This window comes from Frondihabitans cladoniiphilus (assembly GCF_039544345.1).
Classification (GTDB): Bacteria; Actinomycetota; Actinomycetes; order Actinomycetales; family Microbacteriaceae; genus Frondihabitans; species Frondihabitans cladoniiphilus.
Genome location: NZ_BAABLM010000001.1, coordinates 347,284 through 371,681, shown reverse-complemented (window position 1 = coordinate 371,681; position 24,398 = coordinate 347,284). Strand labels below are relative to the sequence as shown.

Below are 24,398 nucleotides of genomic sequence, written 5' to 3'. Positions count from 1 at the left end.
ACTGCGGTTCGCCCTTGAACCGGTCGTGGAGCCCTACAGGAACTCCGAGACGATTCTAAGGCGAGCGCGTCCTCCCCCGCACGACCCCGCGCGCGACTTCTAGTGAGCGATCACCGGCTCGTCGTTCGAGTGCGCGTCGGCGTGCGCCGAACCGCCGGGGGCGGCGGTGTGCGCGCCGCCGTGGCCGCGACGACGGAACAGCAGGACCGACAGCACCGCACCGAAGGCGAAGAACCCGGCGCCGTACCAGTAGGCGGTGGCGTAACTGTGCACGGCCGCCTCGGCCGCGACCGCGGCGGAGACCGGAACGTGGGATGCGAGGTAGCTGGTCGCCGCCGACGCCGCCAACGTGTTGAGCAGCGCGGTGCCGATCGAGCCGCCGACCTGCTGCCCCGTGTTGACCATCGCCGAGGCGACTCCCGCGTACTCGCGTTCGACGCCGAGGGTGGCGGTCTGGATGGAGGCCGGCATGATCGAGCCCATACCGAAGCCCAGCACGAGCAGGGCGGGCAGGACGTCGGCGGCGTAGTGGCTGTCGACGCCGAGACGCGTGAGGATGAGCATCCCCACCGTGGCCAGGGTCATGCCGAAGGGCACCATGATCTTCGGCCCGAACCGCGGCACGAAGATGTTGGTCGACAGCTGGGCGGCGAGCACCAGCATGCCGATCATCGGCAGGAACGAGAGCCCGGTGTTGATCGGCGAGAACTTGAGAGTCGTCTCGAGGTAGTACGTGACGAAGAGGAAGATGCCGAACATCCCCGCGCCGGCGATCGCGACCGAGCTGTAGGCCGCGCCGCGGTTGCGGTCGAGGATCACGTGGAGGGGCAGCAGGGGGTGAGCCGCTCGACGCTGCCAGAGGACGAAGACGACGAGCAGCACGAGCGCCGCGGCCAGGAAGCCCCATGTCAGCGGCGAGGACCAGCCGTCGGTCTCGGCGTTCGAGAAGCCGTAGACGAGCGAGAACAGCGCCGCCGAGACGAGGATCGTGCCGGGCACGTCGAGCTTCGGCCGCGGGCCGTTGCGGACGACGGAGTGGACGAAGAAGATCGCGCCGATGATGGCGATGATCGCGATGACGACGTTGATGTAGAGGTTCCAGCGCCAGGAGAAGTCCTGCGTCAGGAACCCGCCGAGCAGCAGGCCGATGGCGCCGCCGGCACCGGCGATGGCGCCGAACACGCCGAAGGCCCGGGCGCGTTCCTTCGGCACCGTGAAGGTCGTGGTCAGGACCGCGAGGGCCGTGGGAGCGAGGATCGCGCCGAAGGCGCCCTGCAGTGCTCGGGCGCCGACGAGCTCACCGAAGCTGGTCGCCGCGCCGCCGAGGGCCGACGCTCCGGCGAAGCCGATGAGCCCGATGACGAACGTGCGCTTGCGACCGATGAGGTCGGAGAGGCGGCCACCGAGGAGCAGGAGGCTGCCGAAGGCAAGCGAATAGGCCGTGACGATCCATTGCCGCTCGCCGTTGGTGAAGCCGAGGTCTTTCTGGGCGGCGGGGAGGGCGATGTTCACGACGGTGGAGTCGAGCACGACCATGAGCTGGGCGAGGCCGACGACCCCGAGGGTGAGCCAGCGCCGGGCGTCGGGCGCAGGGGTGCCGACGGCACCCGGAGATGTGGAGGTCTGAGACATAGTGTCGACTATAAACGGATACTGCACGTTTCGGAACTGTTGAGTTTCGGATCCGACAGGTCTAGGATCGGGGCAGCAAGGGAGGCCATCGTGAGCGGCTTGGTGCAGATCGACGAGACGCCTCGTCTCGGGCGCAAGCGCGACCCCTCTCGAGACGCCGAGATCCAGCGCTGTGCGGTCGAAGTGCTCGGCGAGGTCGGCTACGAGGGCATGACCATCGAGATGGTGGCCGCTCGCGCCAAGGCCGGCAAGGCGACCGTCTATCGACGCTGGGCGTCGAAAGAAGACCTCGTGATCGACTCGGTCGCGTGCATGAAGCGCGGCGACCTCGAGAACCTGCCCCTTCCCGACACCGGCACGCTGCGCGGCGACCTCGTCGCCCTCATCCGACCCCATTCGATCGAGGACAACGAGAAGAAGATGCGCGTCATGGGCGGCCTCATGTCGCTCCTCTCGCGCAACCCCGAGCTGTCCGACGCCGTCAACTCCGCCATCGTCGAGCCCCGCGCGAAGATCAACCGGGTGCTGTTCCAACGCGCGATCGACCGTGGCGAGATCGCCCCCGAGTGCGACCTCGACACCCTGTCGATGATCAGTCCGTCGATGGTCGCCTACCGCACGCTCATCGTCAAGAAGCCCGTCGATCGCGAGTACCTGGTCTCGATCATCGACGGCGTGATCCTGCCGGCCGTCGGTCTCCGACCCGGCACCGCCTAAGCCGCCGCCAACCCTTCTAAGCCGCCGCCAGCGCTTCCAAGAACAGTCGCAGCTCCTCCGGCGACGTGAACACGTGCCCGACGATCCCCAGGGCCTCGGCCGCCTCCACGTTGACGCGCTTGTTGTCGACGAACACCATCTCGCCGGGCTCGATGCCCAGTTCGCCCAGCACGTGCTCGTAGATCGAGGGTCTCGGCTTGAGGTCGTTCAGCTCGGCGCTCACGAAGAGCCGCTCGAAGAACGCCCCCATCGGCGAGTAGCGGAACGGGCCGCCGAAGTCGTAGCCGGCATTCGAGAGCAGGGCGAGTCGCGTCCCGCCCTCGTGCAGGTCGTGCAGCACCTCGAGCGTGCCTGGCTCGGGATCGAACCACGACGTGAAGTCGAGCACCCAGAGCCGGTGCACCAGGGCCTCCGACCAGGTCACGACCAGGTCGTCGGCGATCGCCTTCCAGTAGCGGACGACGCCGAGCGATCCGTCGTCGAGCGCGTCGCGGTGCGCCTCGTAGCTCGCCCAGAACGGTTCGGCCGGAACCCCGGCCAGGTCGACGAGGGCCTGCCTCGACTCCGCCGACGGCGATCGGCTGATCACCTCGCCGTAGTCGAAGACGACGGTGGAACCGGGGATCGAGAGAGAAGCCATGCGACCACGCTAGCGATCGACGCCTACCGTTGACGGCATGACCGACAGCACGTCTTCCGACTACACGCCCTGGACCCCCGACGACGCGAAGGCGTGGATCGCCGTCCCGAAGGACGACGACGACAAGTACAGCCGCGGGGTGCTCGGCGTCGTGACCGGTTCGAACCAGTACCCGGGCGCGGCGGTCCTCGGCGTCGAAGCCGCCCTCCACACCGGCGTCGGCATGCTGCGCTACCTCGGCCCCGACCGCGCCGCCGACTTCGTCCTGCACCGCCGCCCCGAAGCCGTCACGAGCCCCGGCCGCGTCCAGGCCTGGCTGCTCGGCTCCGGCATCGACCCCGACACCCTCGACGGCGTCACGACCGACCGGTTCCGGCAGGCCGCCGAGTCGGGCCTGCCCCTGGTCCTCGACGCCGGCGCCCTCTCCCTCCGCGAGCGCACCGACGCCACCGTCGTCGTCACCCCGCACTTCCGCGAGCTCGCCCGGGCTCTGGGAAAGACTGTGGCCGACGTCGCGAACGACCCGGCCGAGGCCGCCGCCCGCACCGCCGGCGAGTGGGGCGCCACCGTCCTGCTCAAGGGGCACCACACCTACGTCGCCTCCCCCGGCGGCCTCCGACTCGTCGCCGCCAGCGCTCCGTCCTGGCTGGCCACGGCGGGCGCCGGCGATGCCCTCGGCGGCATCCTGGGGGCACTCGTGGCCACCCACGCCGACGAGATCGCGGGTGACGAGGATGCCCTGGCCCGGCTGGCAGCGACCGCCAGCGTCGTCCACGGCCTCGCTGCAGAGCGGTCCAGCGGCGGCGGTCCGATCACGGTGCTGTCGTTGATCGACGCCCTGCCGGCCACCATCGCCGAGCTGCTCCGCTGAGGGGGCATCGGCGGGAGGCGGCTTCCGTCAGGCGGCCGTTCCCGTCAGGCGGCCGCTCCCGTCAGGAGGCGGGCGACGCCTTCACCAGGAACTCGACCGACCCCTGCTTCTGCACCGTGACGAACCCGAGGCTCGGCGCGACGACCTTGTAGTCGGAGAACGTGATCGGGATGCTCCCGCTCACCTCGGCCCCTTTGCCCGCGAGCGCGGCCTTGAGCGGCACGGTGACGGTCTTCGTGACTCCGTGCAGTTCGAGGGTGCCGGTCGCCGAGAACGAGGCCAGCTTCCCCTCGTCCAGGCCGGTCGCCTCCACCGGCGCCGTCAGCGTGAAGGTGGCGGTGGGATGCAGGTCGGTCTCGAGCGCCGAGGTGCGGAAGTACTCGTCGCGCGACGAGCTGTCGGTGGCGATCGTCGCGACGTCGACCGTGACGGTGGCGGCTGACAGGGTGTCGCCGGAGAAGGTCACCTGGCCGGACACCTTCGAGGTCGTGCCGACCACCGTCACGTTCGTCCCGTTCAAGACCTCCTTGACCCGGTAGCCGGCCGTGCTGCCCGACCCGATGGCCCAGTCGCCCGTCAACGGGGTCCCCACGAGGGAGGAGTCCCCCGGGGTGACGGCGGCGGTGGGCACGGCGGCCGGCGGCCCGACGATCACGTCGCGATAGAAGATCGGCCCCCCGATCGCGAGGGTGCCGCCCACGACGACGACGATTCCCACGACGGTCCACAAGACGGTCTTCTTCTGCACGGGTACTCCGGGTTCCTGCCGCGCGGGGACGCTGCGGCAGGTCCATTGTCGACCCCGCTACCCTGACAGAATGCCCGCGCAGCGCTCTTCGTCCGCCGTCGCGGTGTCCGCCACCGTCCTGCTCTGGGTGGGCTTCGTCGTCGTGCACCTCTGGGTCTCGTGGCTGGCGATCCACGGCCCGCACCTCCCGCTGGGCGACGTGGTCAACCAGTACCACGGCTGGGTGGCCGACGGTCTCGCCGGGAACGGCTGGGTCGGCCTCGACCGTGTCTGGGTCTACCCCACGCTCGCCCTCGCTCCTCTCCTGTTCAGCGCGGCCCTCGGCCTCGCCGCTTACGTGCACGTCTGGCTGGTGCTGGTCGCCGTCCTCGACGCCGTCGCGTTCGCGGTCCTCACGCGCGGCGGCACCCGACGACGGGCCCTCGGCTGGTGGTGGCTGGCGTTCCTCGTGCTGCTCGGGCCGATCGCCGTCGGCCGGCTGGACTCCATCACCGTGCCGATCGCCCTGGTCGGGCTCCTCCTGGTGAGCCGGAGGCCCGCCCTCGCCGCAGTGCTCCTCACGGTCGGCACCTGGATCAAGGTCTGGCCCGTGGCGCTGGTCGGCGCCGTGCTGATCTCCGAGAGACGGTGGATGCGCATCCTCGTCTCCGTCCTCGCCACCTCGGTCGCGGTCGTGCTCCTCGCCTTCGTCTTCGGCGGCACGAGTGCGGCGATCTTCGGGTTCGTCGGGCAACAGACGTCCCGGGGCCTGCAGGTCGAGGCGCCCGTCTCGACCTGGTGGCTGTGGCTCGAGGCCCTGCACGTGCCGGGCGTCTCCACGCAGTACGACGTCGCGATCAACACGTTCCAGATCCACGGGCCGGGCACGGTGGTGGCCGCCGCCGTGATGACTCCCGTCCAGCTCGTGATCCTGGTGGGCGTCGTGCTGCTCGGCTGGCGCGCTCGCCACCGTGGCGTGCCATCGACGTCGATCCTCGGCCCCCTCGCCCTGGGCCTGACAGCGGCGCTCATCGTGGGCAACAAGGTCGGCTCACCGCAGTACGTGACCTGGCTGGCCGTGGTGGTGCTGGCGGGGTTCGTGCTGGCTCGCGACGGCGGGCCGTCGTTCGTCCTGCCCGGCGTCCTGACGCTCGCGATCGCCGGCCTGACGCAGGTCGTCTACCCGTTCCACTACGACGGGCTGCTGCTCGCCCACCCGGGGATGGTGCTGGTGATCACCCTCCGGAACGCCCTGCTGGTCGCGCTCCTCGTCGTGGCGGCGGTCCAGCTCTGGCGGCTGGACGGGCGGCGTCTCGACGGGCCACGGCTGGACGGGCCACGGGCGGACAGGCCGCGTGGCCGGTCGGCGGGAGCGACCTCCGCTCCGGTGGGAGGATGAGGGCATGATCGTCGCATTCAGCGTGTCGCCCAGCGGTGGAGCCCCCGCCGGCGACGAGCCCGACTCCGTCCACACCGCCGTCGCCGCCGCCGTCAAGGTCGTGCGCGATTCCGGCCTTCCGAACCGCACCTCGTCGATGTTCACCGAGATCGAGGGCGACTGGGACGAGGTCATGGCCGTCGTCAAGGCCGCCACCGAGGCCGTGGCCCCCTTCGGACGCCGCGTGTCCCTCGTCCTGAAGGCCGACATCCGCCCCGGTCACACCGGCGAGCTCGATGGCAAGGTCGAGCGCCTCGAGAGGGCGATCGACCGGCTCTAGCCGCCCGGCCCGGCCCGGCCCGACGGGTCAGCTCGGCGAGGGCGCCCGCAGGGTGAGCCCGTGGTGCAGCACCGTCAGCGTCGCCGCCGTCACGAGGCCGAACGGGTCGCCGTCGAGCTGGATCTCCTCCGGCCGCGCGAACCGGAGCTCGAGGCGCCGAGCCGTGGTGTAGCGGAGCGTGCGCGAGGTCGGCAGGAACAGGGCGAGGAACCGCCCGAACGCCGTCCGGTGGAAGAACCGGTTGAAGGCCAGGCCGTAGCCGATCTTGGTCCAGCCCGCTCCCCCGCGCGGCCGGAACGCCACCGCGTCGAGGATCCCGTCGTCGGGCACCGCCGCCGGCAGCAACAGGATGTTGGCCGTCAAGGTGCCGCAGTTGCCCACGATCACCGTGTGCGCGGCCATCGAGCGCCTCTTCTCGTCGTCCCGCCGGTAGCTCAGATCGATCTGCTTGTTGCCGAAGACCGACCGCGCGATCGGGTCGGTGTACGCGAGCCAGCCGACGCGCTTCTTCAGTCGGGCGTTCGTGTTGGCGGCCATGCTCGCGTCGAGCCCGACTCCGGCCATGACGAGGAACGCGTGTCGAGACGGAGGCTGCCCCTCGGCCTCCAGCTCCGCGAAGGCGATGTCGATCGGGCGGTTCGCTCCCGTGAAGGCGGTCCGGACCGAGAGGTCGATGTCGTTCAGTGGCAGACGCAGGTTGCGCGCGAACAGATTGCCGGTGCCGACCGGCAGCAGGGCCATCGGGATCCCCGTCGTGTGCAGCACCTCCGCAGCCACTCGGAGGGTCCCGTCGCCGCCGACGATGAGAACGACGTCGGGTGTCGTCGAAGCCGCCTCTTGGGCAGCCGCGCGTCCGTCGTCGGACGCCGCCGTCTCGTGCCAGGTGGACTCCGCCCAGCCGCTGCGCCGCTCTTCTGCGGCGACGCTGGCCCGCAGCTTCGCCACCTTCACCTTGATCGGGTTGTAGACGACGGCGACCCGCCCCCGAACGGGCGCGGAATCAGAGGCGGGATGCACTCCTCGAGCGTAGCCGGGGCGGAATGATCCGACCGCCACACGCCTTAAGCCTTCACATGGCCACTCTCTTCTCCCCCATCACCCTCCGTCGTACCGAGTTCCGCAACCGCCTCTGGGTTCCGGCCATGTGCCAGTACTCGGTCGAGAAGCGCGACGGCGTGCCGACGCCCTGGCACCTCGTCCACCTCGGCTCCTTCGCCCGCGGCGGTGCCGGTGCCATCGTCACCGAGGCGACCGCCGTCGTGCCCGAGGGCCGCATCTCCCCTCAAGACCTCGGGCTCTGGAACGACGAGCACAAGGCCGCCTTCGTGCCGATCGTCGACTTCGTCCACACGCAGGGCGCGAAGATCGGCGTGCAACTCGCGCACGCCGGCCGCAAGGCGTCGACTCCCCGCACCTGGGAGCCGCAGAACGGCACCCTGTCCGAGAGCGAGCACGGCTGGCCGGTCGTCGGTCCGTCGGCCATCGCGTTCGAGGGCTACGACACTCCGCGCGCCCTCGAGACCGCCGAGGTGGAGGAGGTCGTCGCGGCGTTCGTCGCCGCCGCCGTCCGCGCCCAGGAGGCCGGCTTCGACTTCGTCGAGCTCCACGCCGCCCACGGCTACTTGATGCACCAGTTCCTGTCGCCGCTCAGCAACGAGCGCACCGACCAGTACGGCGGCTCGCTCGAGAACCGCGCCCGCATCGTGATCGACGCCGTGACGGGCATCCGCCGGGCTACTGGCGACGACTTCCCGATCCTCGTCCGCTTCTCCGCCACCGATTGGGTCGAGGGCGGCTGGAACGAGCACGAGACCGCGACGGTCGCGAGCTGGGCGCGGGATGCGGGTGCCGACCTCTTCGACATCTCCTCCGGTGGCATCGCGGCCCACGCCGACATCCCCGTCGGGCTGGGCTACCAGGTGCCGTTCGCCGACTCCGTCCGCCGCGAGGGGCACGTCGAGACCGGCGCCGTCGGCCTCATCGTCGGCGCCCAGCAGGCCCAGGAGATCGTCGAGGAGGGGCAGGCCGACGTGGTCTTCGTCGGCCGCGAGTTCCTGCGCGACCCGCACTTCGCTCTTCGCGCCGCGTTCGAGTTGGGCGTCGAGCTCGACTACTACCCGCAGCAGTACCACCGCGCGCCGTTCCACGCGCCCGTTCCGGCCTGATTCGCCGAACACATCGAAGCGGCACGAACCCTCCTCCGAGGAGGAAGGTTCGTGCCGCTCTCGTGTGTTCGAGGCCCCTCGATCAGGAGCGACGCGTGGCGTCCTGCACCTCGCCGATCAGCTCCTCGAGGATGTCCTCGAGGAAGACGACGCCCATCGTGGTGCCCTGCTCGTCGAACGACCGGGCCACGTGGATACCGGCCCGGCGCATGGTGGCGAGGGCGTCCTCCAGTTCGGTGCCCTGGTAGATCGAGATGAGCTGGCGGATGCGCTTCGGCGGCACGGGGTCGAAGAACTCGTCCGCATCGAGGTCGATCACGTCTTTGAGGTGCAGGTAGCCCGTCGGCTCGCCCTCGTCGTCGACCAGGACGTAGCGGGAGAAGCCGCTCTGGGCGACGGCCCTCTCGACCTCGGCCGGCGTGGTCGCCTCCGAGAGCGTGACCATGGAGTCCATCGTCACGGCGATGTCGGAGACCTTCTTCTCGGTGAACTCGAACGCCGCGCGCAGAGTGCCCGTCGTGTCGAGGAGCACGCCCTCGCGCTGCGACTGCGCCACGATCGACTGCACCTCTTCGACCGTGAACGCGCTCGTCGCCTCGCTCTTGGGCTCGACGCCGAAGGCCTTGACGACCGCGTTGGTGAGCCAGTTGAGCGTGACGATCACGACGCGGAAGATGCGGGCGATGAAGACCAGCGGCGGCGCCAGCAGCAGGGCCGCCCGGTCGGGGACCGAGAACGAGATGTTCTTCGGCACCATCTCGCCGAACACGACGTGCAGGAACGAGACGATGACGAGGGTGACGACGAAGCCGACGGTCTCGACGACCCCGACGCTCCAGCCGGTCAGGTGCAGCGGCCCCTCGAGCAGATGGTGGATCGAGGGTTCGGACACGTTCAGGATCAGCAGCGAGCAAACGGTGATGCCGAGCTGCGTCGTCGCCAGCATGAGCGTGGCGTGCTCCATGGCGTACAACGTGGTCTTGGCCGCACGGTTGCCGGCCTCGGCCTTGGGTTCGATGGACGAGCGGCGCGCCGAGATCACGGCGAACTCCGCCCCGACGAAGAAGCCGTTGCCGAGCAGCAGCACCACGAGCCAGACGATTCCGAGCCAGTCGCTCATGCGGGAACCTCCGTCGGGGTGAAGCGGATGCGGTCGATGCGGCGCCCGTCGAGGCGCTCCACGCGGAACACCCCGTCGTCGGTCTCCACGGTGTCGCCGACCACCGGCAGGCGACCGAGGCCGCTCATCAGCCAGCCTCCGACGGTCTCGTACGGGCCGTCTTCCGGCACCTTCACGGAGGCGCGCTCCCAGAGTTCGTCGGGACGGAGCATCCCCGGGAAGGTCAGCCACCCGCGGGAGCGCACGACGTCGACCCGGCTGCGGTCGTGCTCGTCGGAGACCTCGCCGACCAGCTCTTCGATGAGGTCTTCGAGGGTGACCACACCGGCCGTGCCGCCGTATTCGTCGACGACGACGGCCATCTGGTAGCCCTTGCCGCGCACCTCGCCGAGGAGGTTGTCGAGGGTCATCGTCTCGGGCACCCGGATGACGTCGGTCTGCAGGGCGGACACGGGCACATCGGCCCGCTTCTCTCTCGGCACCGCGACGGCCTGCTTGACGTGGACGAGACCCACCACGTCGTCGATGTCGTCGTCGGTCACCGGGAAGCGCGAGTAGCCGGTGCGCCGGGCGAGCTCGAGGACGGTCTCGGCCGAGTCGGTGCGCCCGACGCTCGTGACACGCGGACGCGGGGTCATGACGTCGGAGGCGGTGTGGTCGCCGAACACGAGGGTGCGGGCCAGCAGAGTCGCCGTGTCGAGGTCGAGGCTGCCCTCGAAGGCGGAGCGGCGCACGAGCGAGGAGAGCTCCTCCGCCGTGCGGGCGCCGGAGAGCTCTTCTTTCGGCTCGATGCCGATGCCGCGCAGCACGACGTTGGCCGTGCCGTTGAGCAGCGCGACCGCCGGCTTGAAGACGCGGGTGAACCCGACCTGGAACGGCATGACCAGCTTGGCGGTGCCGAGTGGCAGCGCCAGGGCGAAGTTCTTCGGTACGAGTTCGCCGATGATCATCGACAGCAGAGTCGCAACGACGATCGAGACGATCGGTGCGACGACGTCGACGACGGTGAGCGACGCCCCGAGCTGACGGAACGGGTCCTCGATCAGAGTCGAGATCGCGGGCTCCATCGTGTAGCCGGTGAGGAGCGTGGTCAGCGTGATGCCGAGCTGGGCGCTGGAGAGGTGGGTCGAGGTGACCTTGAGCGCGCCGATGGTCGTGCCGAGCCGCTTCTCTCCGCGGCTCTGACGCGACTCGAGATTGGCCCGGTCGAGGTTGACCAACGAGAACTCGCTGGCCACGAACAGGCCGGTGCCGACCGTGAGCACGAGGCCGATGGCGAGGAGGATCCACTCGTTCACGCGCGGGTCACCCGCGTCGGATCGAGGAGGTCGGGAGGGGGCGAGAGACTATGAGGAGGGTCGTCCATGGTGAGAGAAGCGTACCGGAGCGTTCGGCCCTCCGTCTGAAGAATCACCCCGAGCATCCCGCGCTCATCGCCTTTCAGCCTGTCGCCTGCCGGGGCCGTCGCGTCACTCGCAGACCGGAGTCACCACGAGACCGGGAGGGCCTTGCCCTCCTCGTAGCCCGCGGCCGACTGGATGCCCACCAGGGCCCGCTCGCGGAACTCGGGCACGCTTCGCGCACCGGCGTAGGTGAACGAGCTGCGCACGCCGGACGTGATCATGTCGAGGAGGTCTTCGAGGGAAGGCCGAAGCGGGTCGAGGTAGATGCGCGACGACGAGATGCCCTCGGCGAAGAGCGTCTTGCGCGCGAGTTCGTACGGGTCGAGCCGCTCGAACCGGCTCTGCACGGCCTTCGTCGAGGCCATCCCCCAGCTCTCCTTGTAGACCGCGCCCGCCTCGTCGGTCGCGAGCTCGCCGGGGGCCTCGATCGTGCCGGCGAACCAGGAGCCGATCATCACGGAGGCGGCCCCCGCGGCCAGGGCCAGGGCCACGTCGCGCGGGTAGCGGACCCCGCCGTCGGCCCAGACGTGCGCCCCGAGGGAGCGGGCGGTCTCGGCCGTCTCGATTACGGCCGAGAACTGCGGGCGTCCGACGGCGGTCATCATGCGGGTCGTGCACATCGCGCCCAAGCCGACCCCGACCTTCACGATGTCGGCTCCGGCGTTGACGAGGTGTCGGACGGCCTCGGCGGTGACGACGTTCCCGGCGACGATCGGGATCCCGAGCCCCAGGGCCTTGACCTCGGCGATCGCTCGGATCATGGCGTCCTGGTGGCCGTGCGCCGTGTCGAGCACGAGCACGTCGACGCCCGCCGCCGCCAGCGCCTTCACCTTGTCGGCGACGTCGCCGTTCACGCCGACCGCCGCAGCGACGCGCAGCCGCCCCGACGCGTCGACGGCCGGCGTGTAGAGCGTGGACCGCAGCGCGCTCTTGCGGCTGATCGTGCCGATGACGTGCCCCTGGTGGAGCACGGGCGCGAAGTCGAGGTCGGCGGCGACCAGCAGGTCGAAGGCGGCGCGGGGCCCGTCGAGGTCGTCGGCGTCGAGCGAGGCGAGCGATCCGTGGACCAGGTCGCCGAGCGTCGCGTCCCGGGCGGCGGACCCCAGGCGCGTCGCCGGGATGCAGCCGACGAAGGTGCCGTCGGCCTCGTGGAGGACGATGCCGTGCCCCTCGGTCGACGGAAGAGTGGCCCGGGCATCCTCGACCGTGTCGGACGGCGCCATGGCGTACGGCGTGTCGTAGCCGACCGGCTGCTCCTTGACCCAGCGGATCGCCGCATCGAGGTCTTGCAGGTGCATGTCCTGCGGCAGGACCCCGAGGCCTCCGCGACGCGCCAGGGTGGCGGCGAGACGCGGGCCCGTCACCGAGTTCATGTTGGCCGAGACCAGGGGGATGCTCGCCCCCGTGCCGTCGTCGGGAGCGAGCGACACGTCCAACCGCGACGTGACCGCCGACCGTGACGGGACGAGGAACACGTCGGAATAGGTCAGATCGTGCGTCGGTGTCGTCTCGTAGAACCTCATGCCAGACAAACTAAACCTTGCGGGAAGCTCCCACCCCGTGCGGTCCTAACGATTACTCTTGGAAGGCAACGGGCCGCAGGAGGCCCGGAGACTGATCAACAATCAACGGAGAGTGGGCGATCGGCTGTGTCAAGCCACGTGACCGGTACGACTGACGAGGGTGCTGCGGAGTTCGGAGCCAACGAATGGCTCGTCGACGAGATGTACGAGCAGTTCGTCGCGGACAAGAACTCGGTGGACAAGTCCTGGTGGCCGCTCCTCGAGAGCTATCGGTCCGCCGACGCGTCCGACGCCCCGTCGTCCCCGCCCTCGCCGTCCTCGTCCTCTCCTGCGACCGGGGCCCCGGCGCCCGCCGTCGCTCCCGCCGCTGAGCCGGCCGCCGCAGCCCCGGCGTCGACGCCGGTCGTCGCGGCGCGCACCACCTCGGTCGAGCCGAAAGAGAAGCCCATCCCGGCCGACGCCCCGACCAAGCCCGACGCCAAGGCGAGCGAGCAGCCGAAGCCCGAGTCCGAGAACCAGGTGCAGCCGCTTCGCGGCATGGCGAAGAGCCTCGCGACCAACATGGACGCCAGCCTGACCGTCCCCACGGCCACGAGCGTCCGCACGATCCCGGCGACCCTGCTGATCGACAACCGGATCGTCATCAACAACAACCTCAAGCGCGCCCGCGGCGGCAAGGTCTCCTTCACGCACCTCATCGGCTGGGCGCTGGTCCAGGCTCTGAAGCGGTTCCCGAGCCAGAATGTCTACTACGACGTGGTCGACGGCAAGCCGTCGGTCGTCACGCCCGCGCACATCAACCTCGGTCTCGCCATCGACATCCCGAAGCCCGACGGCACTCGCGCCCTGCTCGTCCCCGGCATCAAGAAGTGCGAGACGCTGAACTTCGCCCAGTTCGTCGCCGCCTACGAAGAGATCGTCAAGAAGGCCCGCGCCAACAAGCTCACCGCCGACGACTTCGCCGGCAACACGATCTCGCTGACGAACCCCGGCGGGATCGGCACCGAGCACAGCGTGCCCCGGCTGATGAAGGGTGCCGGCACCATCATCGGCGCCGGCGCGCTCGAGTACCCGGCGCAGTTCCAGGGCTCGGCTCCCAAGACCCTCGTCGAGCTCGGCATCGGCAAGACCATCACCCTGACCTCGACCTACGACCACCGGGTGATCCAGGGTGCGGGTTCCGGCGAGTTCCTCAAGATCGTGCACTCGCTGCTCATCGGCGAGAACGACTTCTACGAGGACGTCTTCAGCGACCTGCGCATCCCCTACGCGCCGATCCGCTGGAACCCCGACATCAACGTCAACCTCGCCGAGCGCGTCGGCAAGACCGCCCGCGTGCAGGAGCTGATCAACAGCTACCGCGTCCGCGGTCACCTGATGGCCGACATCGACCCGCTCGAGTACCGCCAGCGCACGCACCCCGACCTCGAGATCGAGCGTCACGGCCTCACCCTGTGGGATCTCGACCGCGAGTTCGTCACCGGCGGGTTCGGGGGCAAGCCGGGCATGCTGCTCCGCGAGATCCTCGGCGTCCTCCGCGACTCCTACTGCCGCACCATCGGCATCGAGTACATGCACATCCAAGACCCCGCGCAGCGCCGCTGGGTCCAGGAGCACGTCGAGGTGCCGTACACGAAGCCGACGCACGACGACCAGATGCGCATCCTCGGCAAGCTCAACGAGGCCGAGGCGTTCGAGACCTTCCTGCAGACCAAGTACGTCGGTCAGAAACGCTTCAGCCTCGAGGGCGGCGAGTCCGCGATCTCGCTCCTCGACACGATCATCCAGGACGCCGCGACGGCGGGCCTCTCCGAGGTCGCCATCGGCATGGCCCACCGCGGTCGCCTCAACGTGCTGACGAACATCGCCGGCAAGACCTACGGCCAGATCTTCCGCGAGTTCGAGGGCACGCAAGACCCCAAGACCGTCCAGGGCTCCGGCGACGTCAAGTACCACCTCGGCACCGAGGGCGAGTTCGTCTCCGCCGCCGGCGTCAAGATCCCCGTCTACATCGCCGCCAACCCCTCGCACCTCGAAGCCGGCGACGGCGTGCTCGAGGGCATCGTCCGCGCCAAGCAGGACCGCCAGGAGCCCGGCTCGTTCGCTGTCCTCCCGCTCCTCGTGCACGGTGACGCGGCGATGGCCGGCCAGGGCATCGTGGTCGAGACGATGCAGATGTCGCAGCTCCGCGGGTACCGCGTGGGCGGCACGATCCACATCGTGATCAACAACCAGGTCGGGTTCACCACCTCCCCCTCAGAAGGTCGGACCTCCGTCTACTCGACCGACGTCGCGAAGACCATCCAGGCTCCGATCTTCCACGTCAACGGCGACGACCCCGAGGCCGTCGCCCGCGTCGCCGAGCTCGCGTTCGCGTACCGCCAGGAGTTCAAGCGCGACGTCGTCATCGACCTCATCTGCTACCGCCGCCGCGGTCACAACGAGGGCGACGACCCGTCGATGACCCAGCCGCTGATGTACAACCTCATCGAGGCCAAGCGCAGCGTCCGCACCCTCTACACCGAGGCGCTCGTCGGCCGCGGCGACATCACCCAGGAGGAGTACGAGGGCGCTCACGCCGACTTCCAGAACCAGCTCGAGCAGGCCTTCGCCGAGACGCACGCCGCACAGACCGGGTCCATCCCGATCGTCACCGGCGACGCCCACGCGGTCGCCGACCTCGAGCGTCCGGCCGCGCAGCAGGACGACTCGGCCAAGGGCGACGAGTTCTCCACGGCCGTCGACACCTCGCTGATCCACGCGATCGGCGACTCCTTCGACAACCCGCCGGCGGGCTTCACGGTCCACCCGAAGCTCCAGCAGCTCTTGAAGAAGCGCGCGGACATGAGCCGGACCGGCCAGATCGACTGGGCCTTCGGCGAGCTGCTCGCGATCGGCTCGCTCCTGACCGAGGGCACCCCGGTGCGCTTCGCCGGTCAAGACACGAGGCGCGGCACGTTCGTCCAGCGGCACGCCGTCCTGCACGACCGCGAGAACGACCAGGAGTGGATCCCCCTTCAGAACGTCACCGACAACCAGGCGAAGCTCTGGATCTACGACTCGCTGCTGAGCGAGTACGCGGCGATGGGCTTCGAGTACGGTTACTCGGTCGAGCGGGCCGACGCCCTGGTGCTCTGGGAGGCGCAGTTCGGCGACTTCGCGAACGGGGCGCAGACCATCGTCGACGAGTTCATCTCCAGCGCCGAGCAGAAGTGGGGGCAGCGCTCGAGCGTCGTCCTCCTGCTCCCGCACGGCTACGAGGGCCAGGGTCCGGACCACTCCTCGGCGCGCATCGAGCGCTACCTGCAGCTCTGCGCCGAGAACAACATGACCGTGGCCCGCCCCTCGACCCCGGCCTCGTACTTCCACCTGTTGCGTCGCCAGGCCTACGCCCGTCCGCGCCGCCCGCTCATCGTCTTCACCCCGAAGGCCATGCTGCGACTCCGCGGTGCGACCAGCGACGTCGAGGCGTTCACGACCGGCCGATTCGAACCCGTGCTCGACTGCACGCGGGTCACCGATCCTTCGAAGGCGAAGAAGGTCGTGCTGCACTCCGGCAAGATCCACTACGACCTCAAGGCCGAGCTCGACAAGCGCGGCGTCGACGCCGACGACATCGCCCTGGTCCGTCTCGAGCAGCTCTATCCGCTGCCCCTCGCCGAGATCCGCGCGGTGCTCGACCGCTACCCGTCGGCCGAGCTCGTCTGGGCGCAAGAAGAGCCCGAAAACCAGGGTGCCTGGCCGTTCGTCGCCCTCGAGCTGCAGCCGCAGCTCGGCGGACGCACGATCACGGTCGCGTCGCGTCCCGCCTCGGCCTCTCCCGCCGCCGGCTCCGCGAAGCGCAGTGCGGCCGAGCTGGCCGACCTGCTCGACCGGGCGCTCTCGCTCTAGGTCGAGTCCGCCGAAGGCCGTCGTCCCCTGCGGGGGCGGCGGCCTTCGGCTTGCCTCGCTCCGTGCATCGCCCCGTGCATCCCCCGTCAGGCGAGCTTCGCGTACCGGGTACCGGACTCGTGGTAGCCGCGCTTCTGGTAGAAGCGGTGCGCCGAGTCGGTCGCCGCCGCCGAGACGGCGCTCAGGGTGGACGCCTCGTGCGAGCGAGCCCAGGCCTCGAAGTGCGAGAGCAACTGCGACCCGACGCCGTCGCGACGCGCATCGGCGCGGACGACGAGCAGCAGGAGCTGCGCCGTGGGGGCGTCGGTGTTGTAGGCCCACATCACGTGCGCCCCCGCGACGGCTGCGATGCGACCCGCGTCGTCGCGGATCACCCAGGTCTCGTGCCCGGCCTCGAGGGTCAGCCGGGTGAGCCGCGCGGACAGGGCCGGGGCGTCGAGGGTGTAGCCGAGCGACCGGATGAGCGACACGAGGTCGTCGAGGTCGGAGGAGGAGGGGATGCCCAGGGGCTCGACGGACGCGGTCATCCCCCGAAACTACCGCAGGCTCGAACCGTGTGACGCGGCCGGGCCCACGAGCGAGGAGCTAGTGCGTCGCCTGGAGGTCGCGCAGCTTCGAGAGCACCTGGAGACGGAGGTCTTCGGGCGCGGTCTCACGGCACGCGCGCTGCACGGCCTCGGTCATGACGACGTTGACGTGGAGCTCGCTGGAGCAGTCGACACAGGTCTTCATGTGCTCACGAATGTCGGCCGCATCATCGCGGGCCAGTTCGTTGTGGAGGTATTCCTCGAGTTCGGCCTTGGCCTTGTCGCACCCGCAGTCGGTCATTTCTTGGTTCCCTTCGTGGTCGGGGCCGGCACAGCGATGCCTCGGTCGCGTGCGTAGTCGGCCAGCAGTTCTCGCAGGAGGCGACGACCGCGGTGGAGCCGGCTCATCACCGTGCCCACGGGCGTCTTCATGATGTCGGCGATCTCCTGGTAGGAGAAGCCCTCGACGTCGGCCAGGTACACGGCCAGACGGAAGTCTTCGGGGACCTTCTGCAGCGCGTCTTTGACCGCGCTGTCGGGCAGGTGGTCGATGGCCTCGGCCTCGGCCGAGCGCGACGTGGTCGAGAGGGTGGCGGAGGATGCTCCCCCGAGCTGCCAGTCTTCGAGCTCGTCGATCGTGCCCTGGTAGGGGTCGCGCTGCTTCTTGCGATACGTGTTGATGAAGGTGTTCGTCAAGATGCGGTACAGCCACGCCTTGAGGTTCGTGCCCTGCGTGAACTGGGCGAAGGCGGCGAACGCCTTGACGTAGGTCTCCTGGACGAGGTCGGAGGCGTCGGCGGGGTTGCGGGTCATGCGCATTCCGGCCGCGTAGAGCTGGTCCATGAACGGGAGCGCCTGCTCTTCGAAGAGGGCGCGCTTGGCGTCGGCCGCCTCGGCGGCGGCATCGCTGGTGGTGGTGGGGGACGAGTCGTGCTCGCCGTCGGGGGTGCTCATCGCAGCCGATTCTAGTTCGGTGACGTCGATGGCAACCGGTGCAGTGGCAACGGGCATGAGTCCTCCTTCGCGCGGTTCGCAGGGCGTCGCTGTACTACCCTGACAACCGATGCAGGTATTCAGGTATTCCGACCCCGAGTTCAATCCCTACGACGATCGGCGCGAGCCCGAAGTCGACGAGGGGTTCTGGGTGGCGCCCACGGTGCAGGGTCCGGTGCGCGCGACTCTCTCGCTGCCGGGGTCGAAGTCGTTGACGAATCGCGAGCTGGTGCTGTCGGCCCTCGCCGAGCATCCCTCGACCCTCACTGCCCCCCTGCACTCACGCGATTCGGCCCTGATGATCCAGGCGCTGAAAGACCTGGGCGCCGGTATCGAGGAGGTGCCCGGCGACGAACCGTTCGGGCCCGACCTCACGGTCACGCCGGCACCGATCGAGGGCGGCACGTCGATCGACTGCGGCCTCGCCGGGACCGTCATGCGCTTCCTGCCCCCGTTCGCCGCTCTCGCCCAGGGGCCGGTCACGTTCGACGGCGACGTCAACGCCCGACGACGCCCCATGAAGACCACCATCGAGTCGTTGCGCGCCCTCGGAGTCGACGTCAGCGACGACGGCCGGGGGACGCTGCCGTTCCGGCTCTACGGCACGGGCGAGATCGAAGGCGGCGAGATCGCGATCGACGCCTCGGCCTCGAGCCAGTTCGTCTCCGGCCTCCTGCTGTCCGCCCCGCGCTTCACGAAGGGGCTGACCCTGCGCCACACCGGCGAGAAGCTGCCGAGCATGCCGCACATCGAGATGACGATCGACGCCCTCGCCTCTCGCGGCGTCGTCGTCGACTCGCCCGAGCCCGGCGTGTGGGTCGTGCCGCCCGCCCCCATCCGCGGCCGCGACGTGGTCATCGAGCCCGACCTCTCGAACGCCGCTCCGTTCCTCGTGGCCGCGCTGGTCGCCGGAGGCACGGTGTCGATCAAGCACTGGCCCGCCGACACCACTCAGGTCGGAGCCGACCTGCGCGAGCTTCTGCCGCTGTGGGGCGCCGTCGTCACGTACGACGCCGAGACGAGCATCCTCACGGTCGACGGGGGCGACGGTCTGATCGGCGGCGGCTCGCTGCCCGGGGTCGAGGTCGACCTGTCGCGCGGCGGAGAACTGGCGCCCGCGCTCGTGGCCCTCTGCGCCCTCGCCTCGGGCCCGTCCACCATCACCGGCATCGGGCACCTCCGCGGTCACGAGACCGACCGCCTGGCCGCTCTCGCAGCCGAGATCAACGGATTGGGCGGCAGCGTCACCGAACTCGAGGACGGTCTCCACCTCGAGCCCTCTCCTCTGCACGCCGGCCAATGGCGCACCTACGAAGACCACCGGATGGCGCACGCCGCCGCGATCATCGGGCTCGCCGTGCCGAACGTCGAACTCGACGACGTCCGCGTGGTCTCGAAGACGCTTCCGCAGTTCGTCGACCTCTGGACCGAGCTGCTCGGCCGCAAGGTGTCGACGAGTGCGGCCGACGTCGACCTGCTCGGATTCCTGTAGGCCGCGCGATGTCGTGGTGGAGTGACGGCGAAGAGGCCGACGGCGTCGAGGACGAGCGCGAGTACGGCGAGTACGACGAGAGCTCGGTGCGGGTACGCCCGAACCCCAAGGGCAACCGTCCGCGGACGAAGCAGCGCCCCGCCTACGCCGAAGCCATCGAAGGCGTCGTCTGGACGGTCGACCGCGGCCGCTACGGCGTGCTGCTCGACGCGGGCACGCCCGACGAGCGCGAGATCACGACCGCCCGGGCCCGCGAGCTGGGCAAGAAGTCCGTCGTCACCGGCGACCGCGTCGACATCGTCGGCGACACGAGCGGCGCCGAGGGGTCGTTGGCCCGCATCGTCCGGGTGCACGAGCGCTCGACCCTGCTGCGCCGGTCCGCCGACGACAGTGACTCCGTCGAGCGTGTCATCGTGGCCAACGCCGACCAGATGCTCATCGTGGTGGCCGCCGCCGACCCCGAGCCCCGCTCGCGGCTGGTCGACCGCTACATGGTGGCCGCGTTCGACGCCGGGGTGGAGCCGATCCTCGTCATCACCAAGACCGACCTGGCCGACCCCGCGCCCTTCGCGGCCCATTTCTCCTGCCTCGACCTGCGCATCCTCACCTCGACCTCGACCGCCTTCGACACGGCGGCGGCCGGAGCCGAGCCCGACTCGGAAGCGGCGCGTGCCGAGTCGCCCGAGCTGCGGGAGCTCCGCCGGGTACTCGATGGCCACGTCACCGTCACGGTCGGCCACTCCGGCGTCGGCAAGTCGACCCTCGTGAACGCCCTGACCGGCTCGAAGCGGGCGGTCGGCGTCGTCAACACCGTCACCGGTCGCGGGCGTCACACGTCGTCATCGACGGTCTCGTTCAAGGTGCCCTCGGGCGGCTGGATCATCGACACGCCCGGCGTGCGCTCGTTCGGACTCGGGCACGTGAACCCCGAGAACATCCTGCAGTCGTTCGCGTCGCATGCGGTCTTCCCGGAGGGCTACCAGCCGCCCGGGGGGATCCCCCTCGACCAGGCCCACGACTGGGAGATCGTCGACCGCGTCGAGGGCGGCGAGCTCGGCGACGTCGGCCGCGAGCGGATCGAGAGCCTGCAAGCGCTGCTGGTCAGCAAGGGCTAGCTCTCGCCGCCCTGTCGTCAGCCGGGCGTCCCTCCGCCTCTTCGGCGCCGGCCTGGTGATTCGGCGCCGGCCTGATGACATCGCGCTCTCGCACCCTGCCGCCCGACCCTCGCCCGCCGCCGCCTCGCACACGCACCCTGCCGCGCGCGCCGACCCCCTTCGATCCGGCGAGGCCCCTCGGCTATCCCGGCGGGGTTGTGCCGATTCAGCGGGGGCCTGCCTGCCGCGATGGAGGGGGCCCGCCGAAATGACGGGGGCTTCGCCGCTCCGACGGGCTTGTGCCGATTCAGCGGGGGCCCGCCGATCCGGCGGGGGCGAAGCCGCCCAGGGGCTCGATACGCTGATCGGGTGACCGACTCTGCCGCCGACTCCCCCGCAGGCGCCGCCGCGCCGTACGCCGCCGACCTCGCCCTCGCTCTCGCGCTGGCCGACGACGCCGACGCCGTCAGCCTCGAGCGCTACCGGGCGGCCGACCTCGACGTGACGCTCAAGGCGGACCACACCCACGTGACCGATGCCGACCAGCGAGTGGAGCGCATCCTCCGTTCCCGCCTCGCCGAGGTCCGACCCGACGACGCCTTCTACGGCGAGGAGACCGCTGCAGCCGAAGGCGTTCCCGCCGACCCCGAGCACACGCACCGGCAGTGGATCGTCGACCCCATCGACGGCACCGCCAACTTCTTGAGGGGCGTGCCGATCTGGGCCACGTTGATCGCTCTGGTAGTCGACGGCGCGCCCGTGGTCGGGGTGGTCAGCGCCCCCGCACTGGGTCGCCGGTGGTGGGGTTCCCTCGGCGGCGGAGCCTTCGCGAGCGACAGGGATGCCCAGCTCCGCGTCTCGACGGTGAAGACCCTCGCCGACGCCTCCCTCAGCTACAACGGCCTGCAGTACTGGATCGACGACGGCCGCACCGAGCAGCTGCTGTCGCTCGCTGGAACCGTCTGGCGGACCCGGGCCTTCGGCGACTTCTGGCCGTACATGCTCGTGGCGGAGGGCGCCGTCGACGTCACCGGCGAGCCCGGGCTGGCCCCGTACGACATGGCGGCGCTGGTGCCGATCGTGACCGAGGCGGGCGGACGCTTCTCGAGCGTCGACGGCGAGCCCGGCATCTGGCACGGTAGCGCCCTCGCCACCAATGGCCTCCTGCACGACGCGGCCGTCGCCGCCTTCGCGCGCCCCTAGCGGCCGTCGCCGCAGCACTGCTTCTGGCTCGCGCGTGCCGGCGCCGCCAGCCGCTGCCGCCTGCGGGCACGCGAGTGGGCGCAAACGGCCGGCCCCACACGCGGAGGCGGCCGATTGCGCCCACTGGACGCCGTCGATCAGCGGTCGTCCCCGTGCACCCCCGCGTGGCCGTGCATCCCCGCGTGGTCGTGTGCCGGAGCGCCGTCGGCATCGCCCGCACTCGGTTCGCCCGGGGCCCCGCCCATCATCCGCAGCATCGACCAGCTCCCCGACCGGACGAAGACGACCAGCAAGACCGCAGCGAGGGCGAGGAACACGATGTTCAGCCACGTCGTGTAGTCCCACGAGACGCCGGCGTCGAGCACCACCACCGAGCGGTTCGTCGGCACCAGGCGCAGCGGCGTGAAGATCAGCTCGACCAGGTAACCCGCCACGACCATCGCCCCGTAGAACACGGCCGTGATCCGCAGGGCCGCCCGCCCGCCGTAGTAGCGCCGGTAGATCAGGATGATGGGCACGATGATCAGGTCGGCGAAGACGAAGCTGATCACTCCGCCGAAGCTGATTCCCCCGTTCCACAGGACGGCGGCCAGCGGCACGTTCCCGACCGAGCAGACGAAGCTGACCATCGCCAGGATCGGCCCGACCAGCGGCCCGACGACGAACGACAGGCCGGGGTCGCCCGACGCGAACACCGCCTGGAGCCAGCTCTTCGGCACCCACGCGTCGAAGGCTCCCGCGATGAGCAGGCCGATCACGATGTCGCGCAGCACCGACGCCCAGTCCATGACGAAGTACTGCGACACGGCCGTGACACCGCGCCGCGAGAGGAGGCGACGCCAGAACCCGTCGTCGCCCTGTACCGACATGTCCATCGAGGCGTGGCCCTCCATCGAGCCGGCGAGCCCCTTGTCGGCCTGCTCGCGCGCGGCCTCGACGATTCGCCCGCGCATCCACAGGCGGAACCCCAGGGCGATCAGCAGGATCATGATCGGACCCCCCACGAACTCGGCCAGCGTGAACTGCCAGCCGAGCACGAACGCGAGGATCAACCCGAGCTCGACGACCAGGTTGGTGGAGGCGACCTCGAACGCCATCGCCGACGAGAAGCTCGCCCCCTTGCGGAACAGGGCGCGGGCGAGGGCGACGGCCGCATAGGAGCACGACGACGACAGGGCGCCCAGGCCGGTGGCCGTCGCGAGAGCCCGCGGCGAGTCGTCGGCGAGGAGACGCGTGATGCGGTCGGTGCGGACGACGGCCTGGATCACGCCGGACAGGGCGAAGCCGAGCACGAGCGGCCAGAGGATCTCCCAGGCCATGGAACCCGCCGCGGCGAGGGCCCGGAGGAGTTCGGTGACGACGAAGGCGACGACGGACATGGCGGCCCTCCTGCGGTCGGCGGCCCCGGGCGGGGCGGATACCCCCTGAGGGTATACCTCTCAGACGCCGGGAGCCCGCTCGGGCATCCCCCGCTCAGCCGGTGACGGCGGCCCGCTTCGACTTGCGCCGCTGGAGCAGGGCGTGGATCGCGATCGGCACGACCGAGATGAGCACCAGGACGATCGCCAGGACGTCGATGTTCTCGGTGATGACCGGGAAGCCGGAAAGAAGCGAGCCCACGATCGTGAGGCCGCCGGCCCAGAGCGCCGCTCCGACGAGATTGAAGAGCAGGAACTTCGGGTAGCGGTAACGGGTCGCACCGGCGGCGAGCGGCACGTAGGTGCGGACGATCGGCACGAAGCGCCCGAGGATCAGGGCTGCTCCCCCGTACTTCTCGAAGAACTCCTCGGCCTGCCGCAGATGGGAGGTCTTGAGGATGCGGGCGTCGGGCTTGAAGAGACGACGCCCGAACCGAGACCCCAGGAAGTAGCCGACGCTGTCGCCGAGCGCCGCCGCCACGAAGCCGCAGATCGCGATGACCCAGACGCTGAGGTCGAGGGCGTCGTGGAGCAGACCGGCGGTCACGAGCAGCGAGTCGCCGGGCAGGAACGGGAAGAGGACGCCGGACTCGATGAAGATCATCAGCGAGAGTCCGGCGAGGGCCCACGGGCCGAGGCCTTCGAGCAGAGCGGCGGGATCGGGAAGCATCGTCAAGGAATAACGGTCGGGGATGCGAGACCCCTCCGAACGTGCAGGGGCTGCAACGCCGCACGACGACGAAAGCCGCCCCGAAGGACGGCTTTCGTGCGCGCATCACACAGTGCTCATGACAGGCCAGTGGTGGAGATGGGGGGAATTGAACCCCCGTCCATCGCTGAAATTGTACGCATTCTACGGGCGTAGCCAGATAAGACGTTCTACTCGGCTCCGACCTTTGCTACTGGCATCTAGGTCGACGAGCCCAGCCCGAGTGCGAGTCCCGTGTCACCCTCTGGCGTAATGACACAGCGAGCTCTCTAGCTGACGCCGGCACCCGGATAGAGAGCAGTCTCCGGACCGACGGACTTATGTGGCTCTACTGCTTACGCAGCGAGAGCGAAGTCAGTGCGCTTGGAATTGGCACTTATTGTTTTGCAGGGAGCGTTTACGAGATAACCCCACATCCTCGGCCCGCTTCTCGTTCGCAAACAGGCGATGTCGAAACCGATCATCCCCTCGAAGAGGCCTTGTCATGAGCACTGTGGAATTGTGATGATGCCTGCTGCTTTCGCAGCCCTCCATCTTACGACGGAAGTGTCTAGG

The 24,398-nt window shown here is 69.8% G+C and carries 21 protein-coding genes and 1 other RNA gene; 9 read left to right on the top strand and 13 right to left on the bottom strand.

What is annotated here, in order from left to right:
- Positions 1-99 precede the first annotated feature (99 nt).
- Entirely contained in the window at positions 100-1,632 is a 1,533-nt protein-coding gene (locus tag ABEA39_RS01715) for an MFS transporter (RefSeq protein WP_345372508.1), read from the bottom strand.
- Between the two features lie 90 nt (positions 1,633-1,722).
- Between ABEA39_RS01715 and ABEA39_RS01710 the strand changes: the two genes are divergently transcribed.
- The gene (locus ABEA39_RS01710) at positions 1,723-2,349 is read left to right on the top strand and encodes a TetR/AcrR family transcriptional regulator (protein WP_345372506.1); all 627 of its coding nucleotides are present in this window, start codon (positions 1,723-1,725) and stop codon (positions 2,347-2,349) included.
- A gap of 16 nt (positions 2,350-2,365) precedes the next feature.
- On the opposite strand, the gene ABEA39_RS01705 is transcribed toward ABEA39_RS01710, so the two are convergent.
- Positions 2,366-2,989 carry an HAD-IA family hydrolase gene (locus tag ABEA39_RS01705; protein ID WP_345372504.1) on the bottom strand — a complete coding sequence of 208 codons (624 nt, stop codon included), beginning with the start codon at positions 2,987-2,989 and terminating at the stop codon, positions 2,366-2,368.
- A gap of 37 nt (positions 2,990-3,026) precedes the next feature.
- On the opposite strand from ABEA39_RS01705, the gene ABEA39_RS01700 reads away from it, so the two are divergent.
- Entirely contained in the window at positions 3,027-3,860 is an 834-nt protein-coding gene (locus tag ABEA39_RS01700) for an ADP-dependent NAD(P)H-hydrate dehydratase (RefSeq protein WP_345372502.1), read from the top strand.
- Between the two features lie 61 nt (positions 3,861-3,921).
- Here ABEA39_RS01700 and ABEA39_RS01695 read toward each other — a convergent pair whose 3' ends face one another.
- Positions 3,922-4,608, bottom strand: coding sequence for a YceI family protein (locus ABEA39_RS01695; protein WP_345372500.1), 687 nt, complete (start codon positions 4,606-4,608; stop codon positions 3,922-3,924).
- Between the two features lie 70 nt (positions 4,609-4,678).
- Between ABEA39_RS01695 and ABEA39_RS01690 the strand changes: the two genes are divergently transcribed.
- Together ABEA39_RS01690 and ABEA39_RS01685 are read left to right on the top strand one after the other, a co-directional pair.
- On the top strand, positions 4,679-5,986 hold the full coding sequence (locus ABEA39_RS01690) for a glycosyltransferase family 87 protein (protein ID WP_345372498.1): 1,308 nt from the start codon (positions 4,679-4,681) through the stop codon (positions 5,984-5,986).
- A 4-nt stretch (positions 5,987-5,990) separates the two neighbouring features.
- Positions 5,991-6,305, top strand: coding sequence for a thiamine-binding protein (locus ABEA39_RS01685; protein WP_345372496.1), 315 nt, complete (start codon positions 5,991-5,993; stop codon positions 6,303-6,305).
- A 27-nt stretch (positions 6,306-6,332) separates the two neighbouring features.
- On the opposite strand, the gene ABEA39_RS01680 is transcribed toward ABEA39_RS01685, so the two are convergent.
- Positions 6,333-7,322 carry a diacylglycerol/lipid kinase family protein gene (locus ABEA39_RS01680; protein WP_345372493.1) on the bottom strand — a complete coding sequence of 330 codons (990 nt, stop codon included), beginning with the start codon at positions 7,320-7,322 and terminating at the stop codon, positions 6,333-6,335.
- A gap of 56 nt (positions 7,323-7,378) precedes the next feature.
- Between ABEA39_RS01680 and ABEA39_RS01675 the strand changes: the two genes are divergently transcribed.
- Positions 7,379-8,470 (top strand): NADH:flavin oxidoreductase/NADH oxidase, encoded by a 1,092-nt coding sequence (locus tag ABEA39_RS01675; protein WP_345372492.1) that lies wholly within the window; start codon positions 7,379-7,381, stop codon positions 8,468-8,470.
- Between the two features lie 82 nt (positions 8,471-8,552).
- Here the strand turns inward: ABEA39_RS01675 and ABEA39_RS01670 are convergent, their stop codons facing one another.
- The 3 genes from ABEA39_RS01670 to guaB1 all read right to left on the bottom strand — a co-directional run bounded on the left by ABEA39_RS01670 (position 8,553) and on the right by guaB1 (position 12,516).
- Entirely contained in the window at positions 8,553-9,590 is a 1,038-nt protein-coding gene (locus ABEA39_RS01670; protein ID WP_345372489.1) for a hemolysin family protein, read from the bottom strand.
- Positions 9,587-10,888, bottom strand: a complete 1,302-nt coding sequence (locus tag ABEA39_RS01665; protein WP_345372486.1) for a hemolysin family protein — start codon at positions 10,886-10,888, stop codon at positions 9,587-9,589. Before ABEA39_RS01665 ends, ABEA39_RS01670 begins: the two co-directional genes overlap by 4 nt.
- Before the next feature lie 188 nt (positions 10,889-11,076).
- Positions 11,077-12,516 (bottom strand): GMP reductase, encoded by a 1,440-nt coding sequence (guaB1, locus tag ABEA39_RS01660; protein WP_345372483.1) that lies wholly within the window; start codon positions 12,514-12,516, stop codon positions 11,077-11,079.
- A gap of 126 nt (positions 12,517-12,642) precedes the next feature.
- On the opposite strand from guaB1, the gene ABEA39_RS01655 reads away from it, so the two are divergent.
- Complete coding sequence (locus tag ABEA39_RS01655; RefSeq protein WP_345372481.1) at positions 12,643-16,407, top strand: multifunctional oxoglutarate decarboxylase/oxoglutarate dehydrogenase thiamine pyrophosphate-binding subunit/dihydrolipoyllysine-residue succinyltransferase subunit; 3,765 nt, start codon at positions 12,643-12,645, stop codon at positions 16,405-16,407.
- Between the two features lie 86 nt (positions 16,408-16,493).
- Here the strand turns inward: ABEA39_RS01655 and ABEA39_RS01650 are convergent, their stop codons facing one another.
- From ABEA39_RS01650 to ABEA39_RS01640, 3 genes are read right to left on the bottom strand one after another with little or no spacing between them, the layout of a single operon-like run.
- A complete protein-coding gene (locus ABEA39_RS01650) occupies positions 16,494-16,934 on the bottom strand; it encodes a GNAT family N-acetyltransferase (protein ID WP_345372479.1) in 441 nt (146 codons plus the stop codon).
- A 58-nt stretch (positions 16,935-16,992) separates the two neighbouring features.
- Positions 16,993-17,235: an anti-sigma factor family protein gene (locus ABEA39_RS01645; RefSeq protein ID WP_345372477.1), complete on the bottom strand. Its 243-nt coding sequence runs from the start codon at positions 17,233-17,235 to the stop codon at positions 16,993-16,995.
- Positions 17,232-17,888, bottom strand: coding sequence for a sigma-70 family RNA polymerase sigma factor (locus tag ABEA39_RS01640; protein ID WP_345372474.1), 657 nt, complete (start codon positions 17,886-17,888; stop codon positions 17,232-17,234). Before ABEA39_RS01640 ends, ABEA39_RS01645 begins: the two co-directional genes overlap by 4 nt.
- A 109-nt stretch (positions 17,889-17,997) precedes the next feature.
- Here ABEA39_RS01640 and aroA point away from each other — a divergent pair, with 109 nt between their 5' ends.
- The 3 genes from aroA to ABEA39_RS01625 all read left to right on the top strand — a co-directional run bounded on the left by aroA (position 17,998) and on the right by ABEA39_RS01625 (position 21,716).
- Positions 17,998-19,419 (top strand): 3-phosphoshikimate 1-carboxyvinyltransferase, encoded by a 1,422-nt coding sequence (aroA, locus tag ABEA39_RS01635; protein ID WP_345372472.1) that lies wholly within the window; start codon positions 17,998-18,000, stop codon positions 19,417-19,419.
- Between the two features lie 8 nt (positions 19,420-19,427).
- Positions 19,428-20,534, top strand: a complete 1,107-nt coding sequence (gene rsgA / locus ABEA39_RS01630) for a ribosome small subunit-dependent GTPase A (protein ID WP_345372469.1) — start codon at positions 19,428-19,430, stop codon at positions 20,532-20,534.
- 348 nt (positions 20,535-20,882) lie between these two features.
- Entirely contained in the window at positions 20,883-21,716 is an 834-nt protein-coding gene (locus ABEA39_RS01625) for an inositol monophosphatase family protein (RefSeq protein ID WP_345372466.1), read from the top strand.
- Positions 21,717-21,853: 137 nt separating this feature from the next.
- Here the strand turns inward: ABEA39_RS01625 and ABEA39_RS01620 are convergent, their stop codons facing one another.
- From ABEA39_RS01620 to ssrA, 3 genes are all read right to left on the bottom strand, one after another.
- On the bottom strand, positions 21,854-23,095 hold the full coding sequence (locus ABEA39_RS01620) for a permease (protein ID WP_345372464.1): 1,242 nt from the start codon (positions 23,093-23,095) through the stop codon (positions 21,854-21,856).
- 94 nt (positions 23,096-23,189) lie between these two features.
- A complete protein-coding gene (locus ABEA39_RS01615) occupies positions 23,190-23,804 on the bottom strand; it encodes a DedA family protein (protein WP_345373902.1) in 615 nt (204 codons plus the stop codon).
- 130 nt (positions 23,805-23,934) lie between these two features.
- Positions 23,935-24,311, bottom strand: a transfer-messenger RNA (tmRNA) gene (gene ssrA / locus ABEA39_RS01610).
- Between the last annotated feature and the right edge of the window lie 87 nt (positions 24,312-24,398).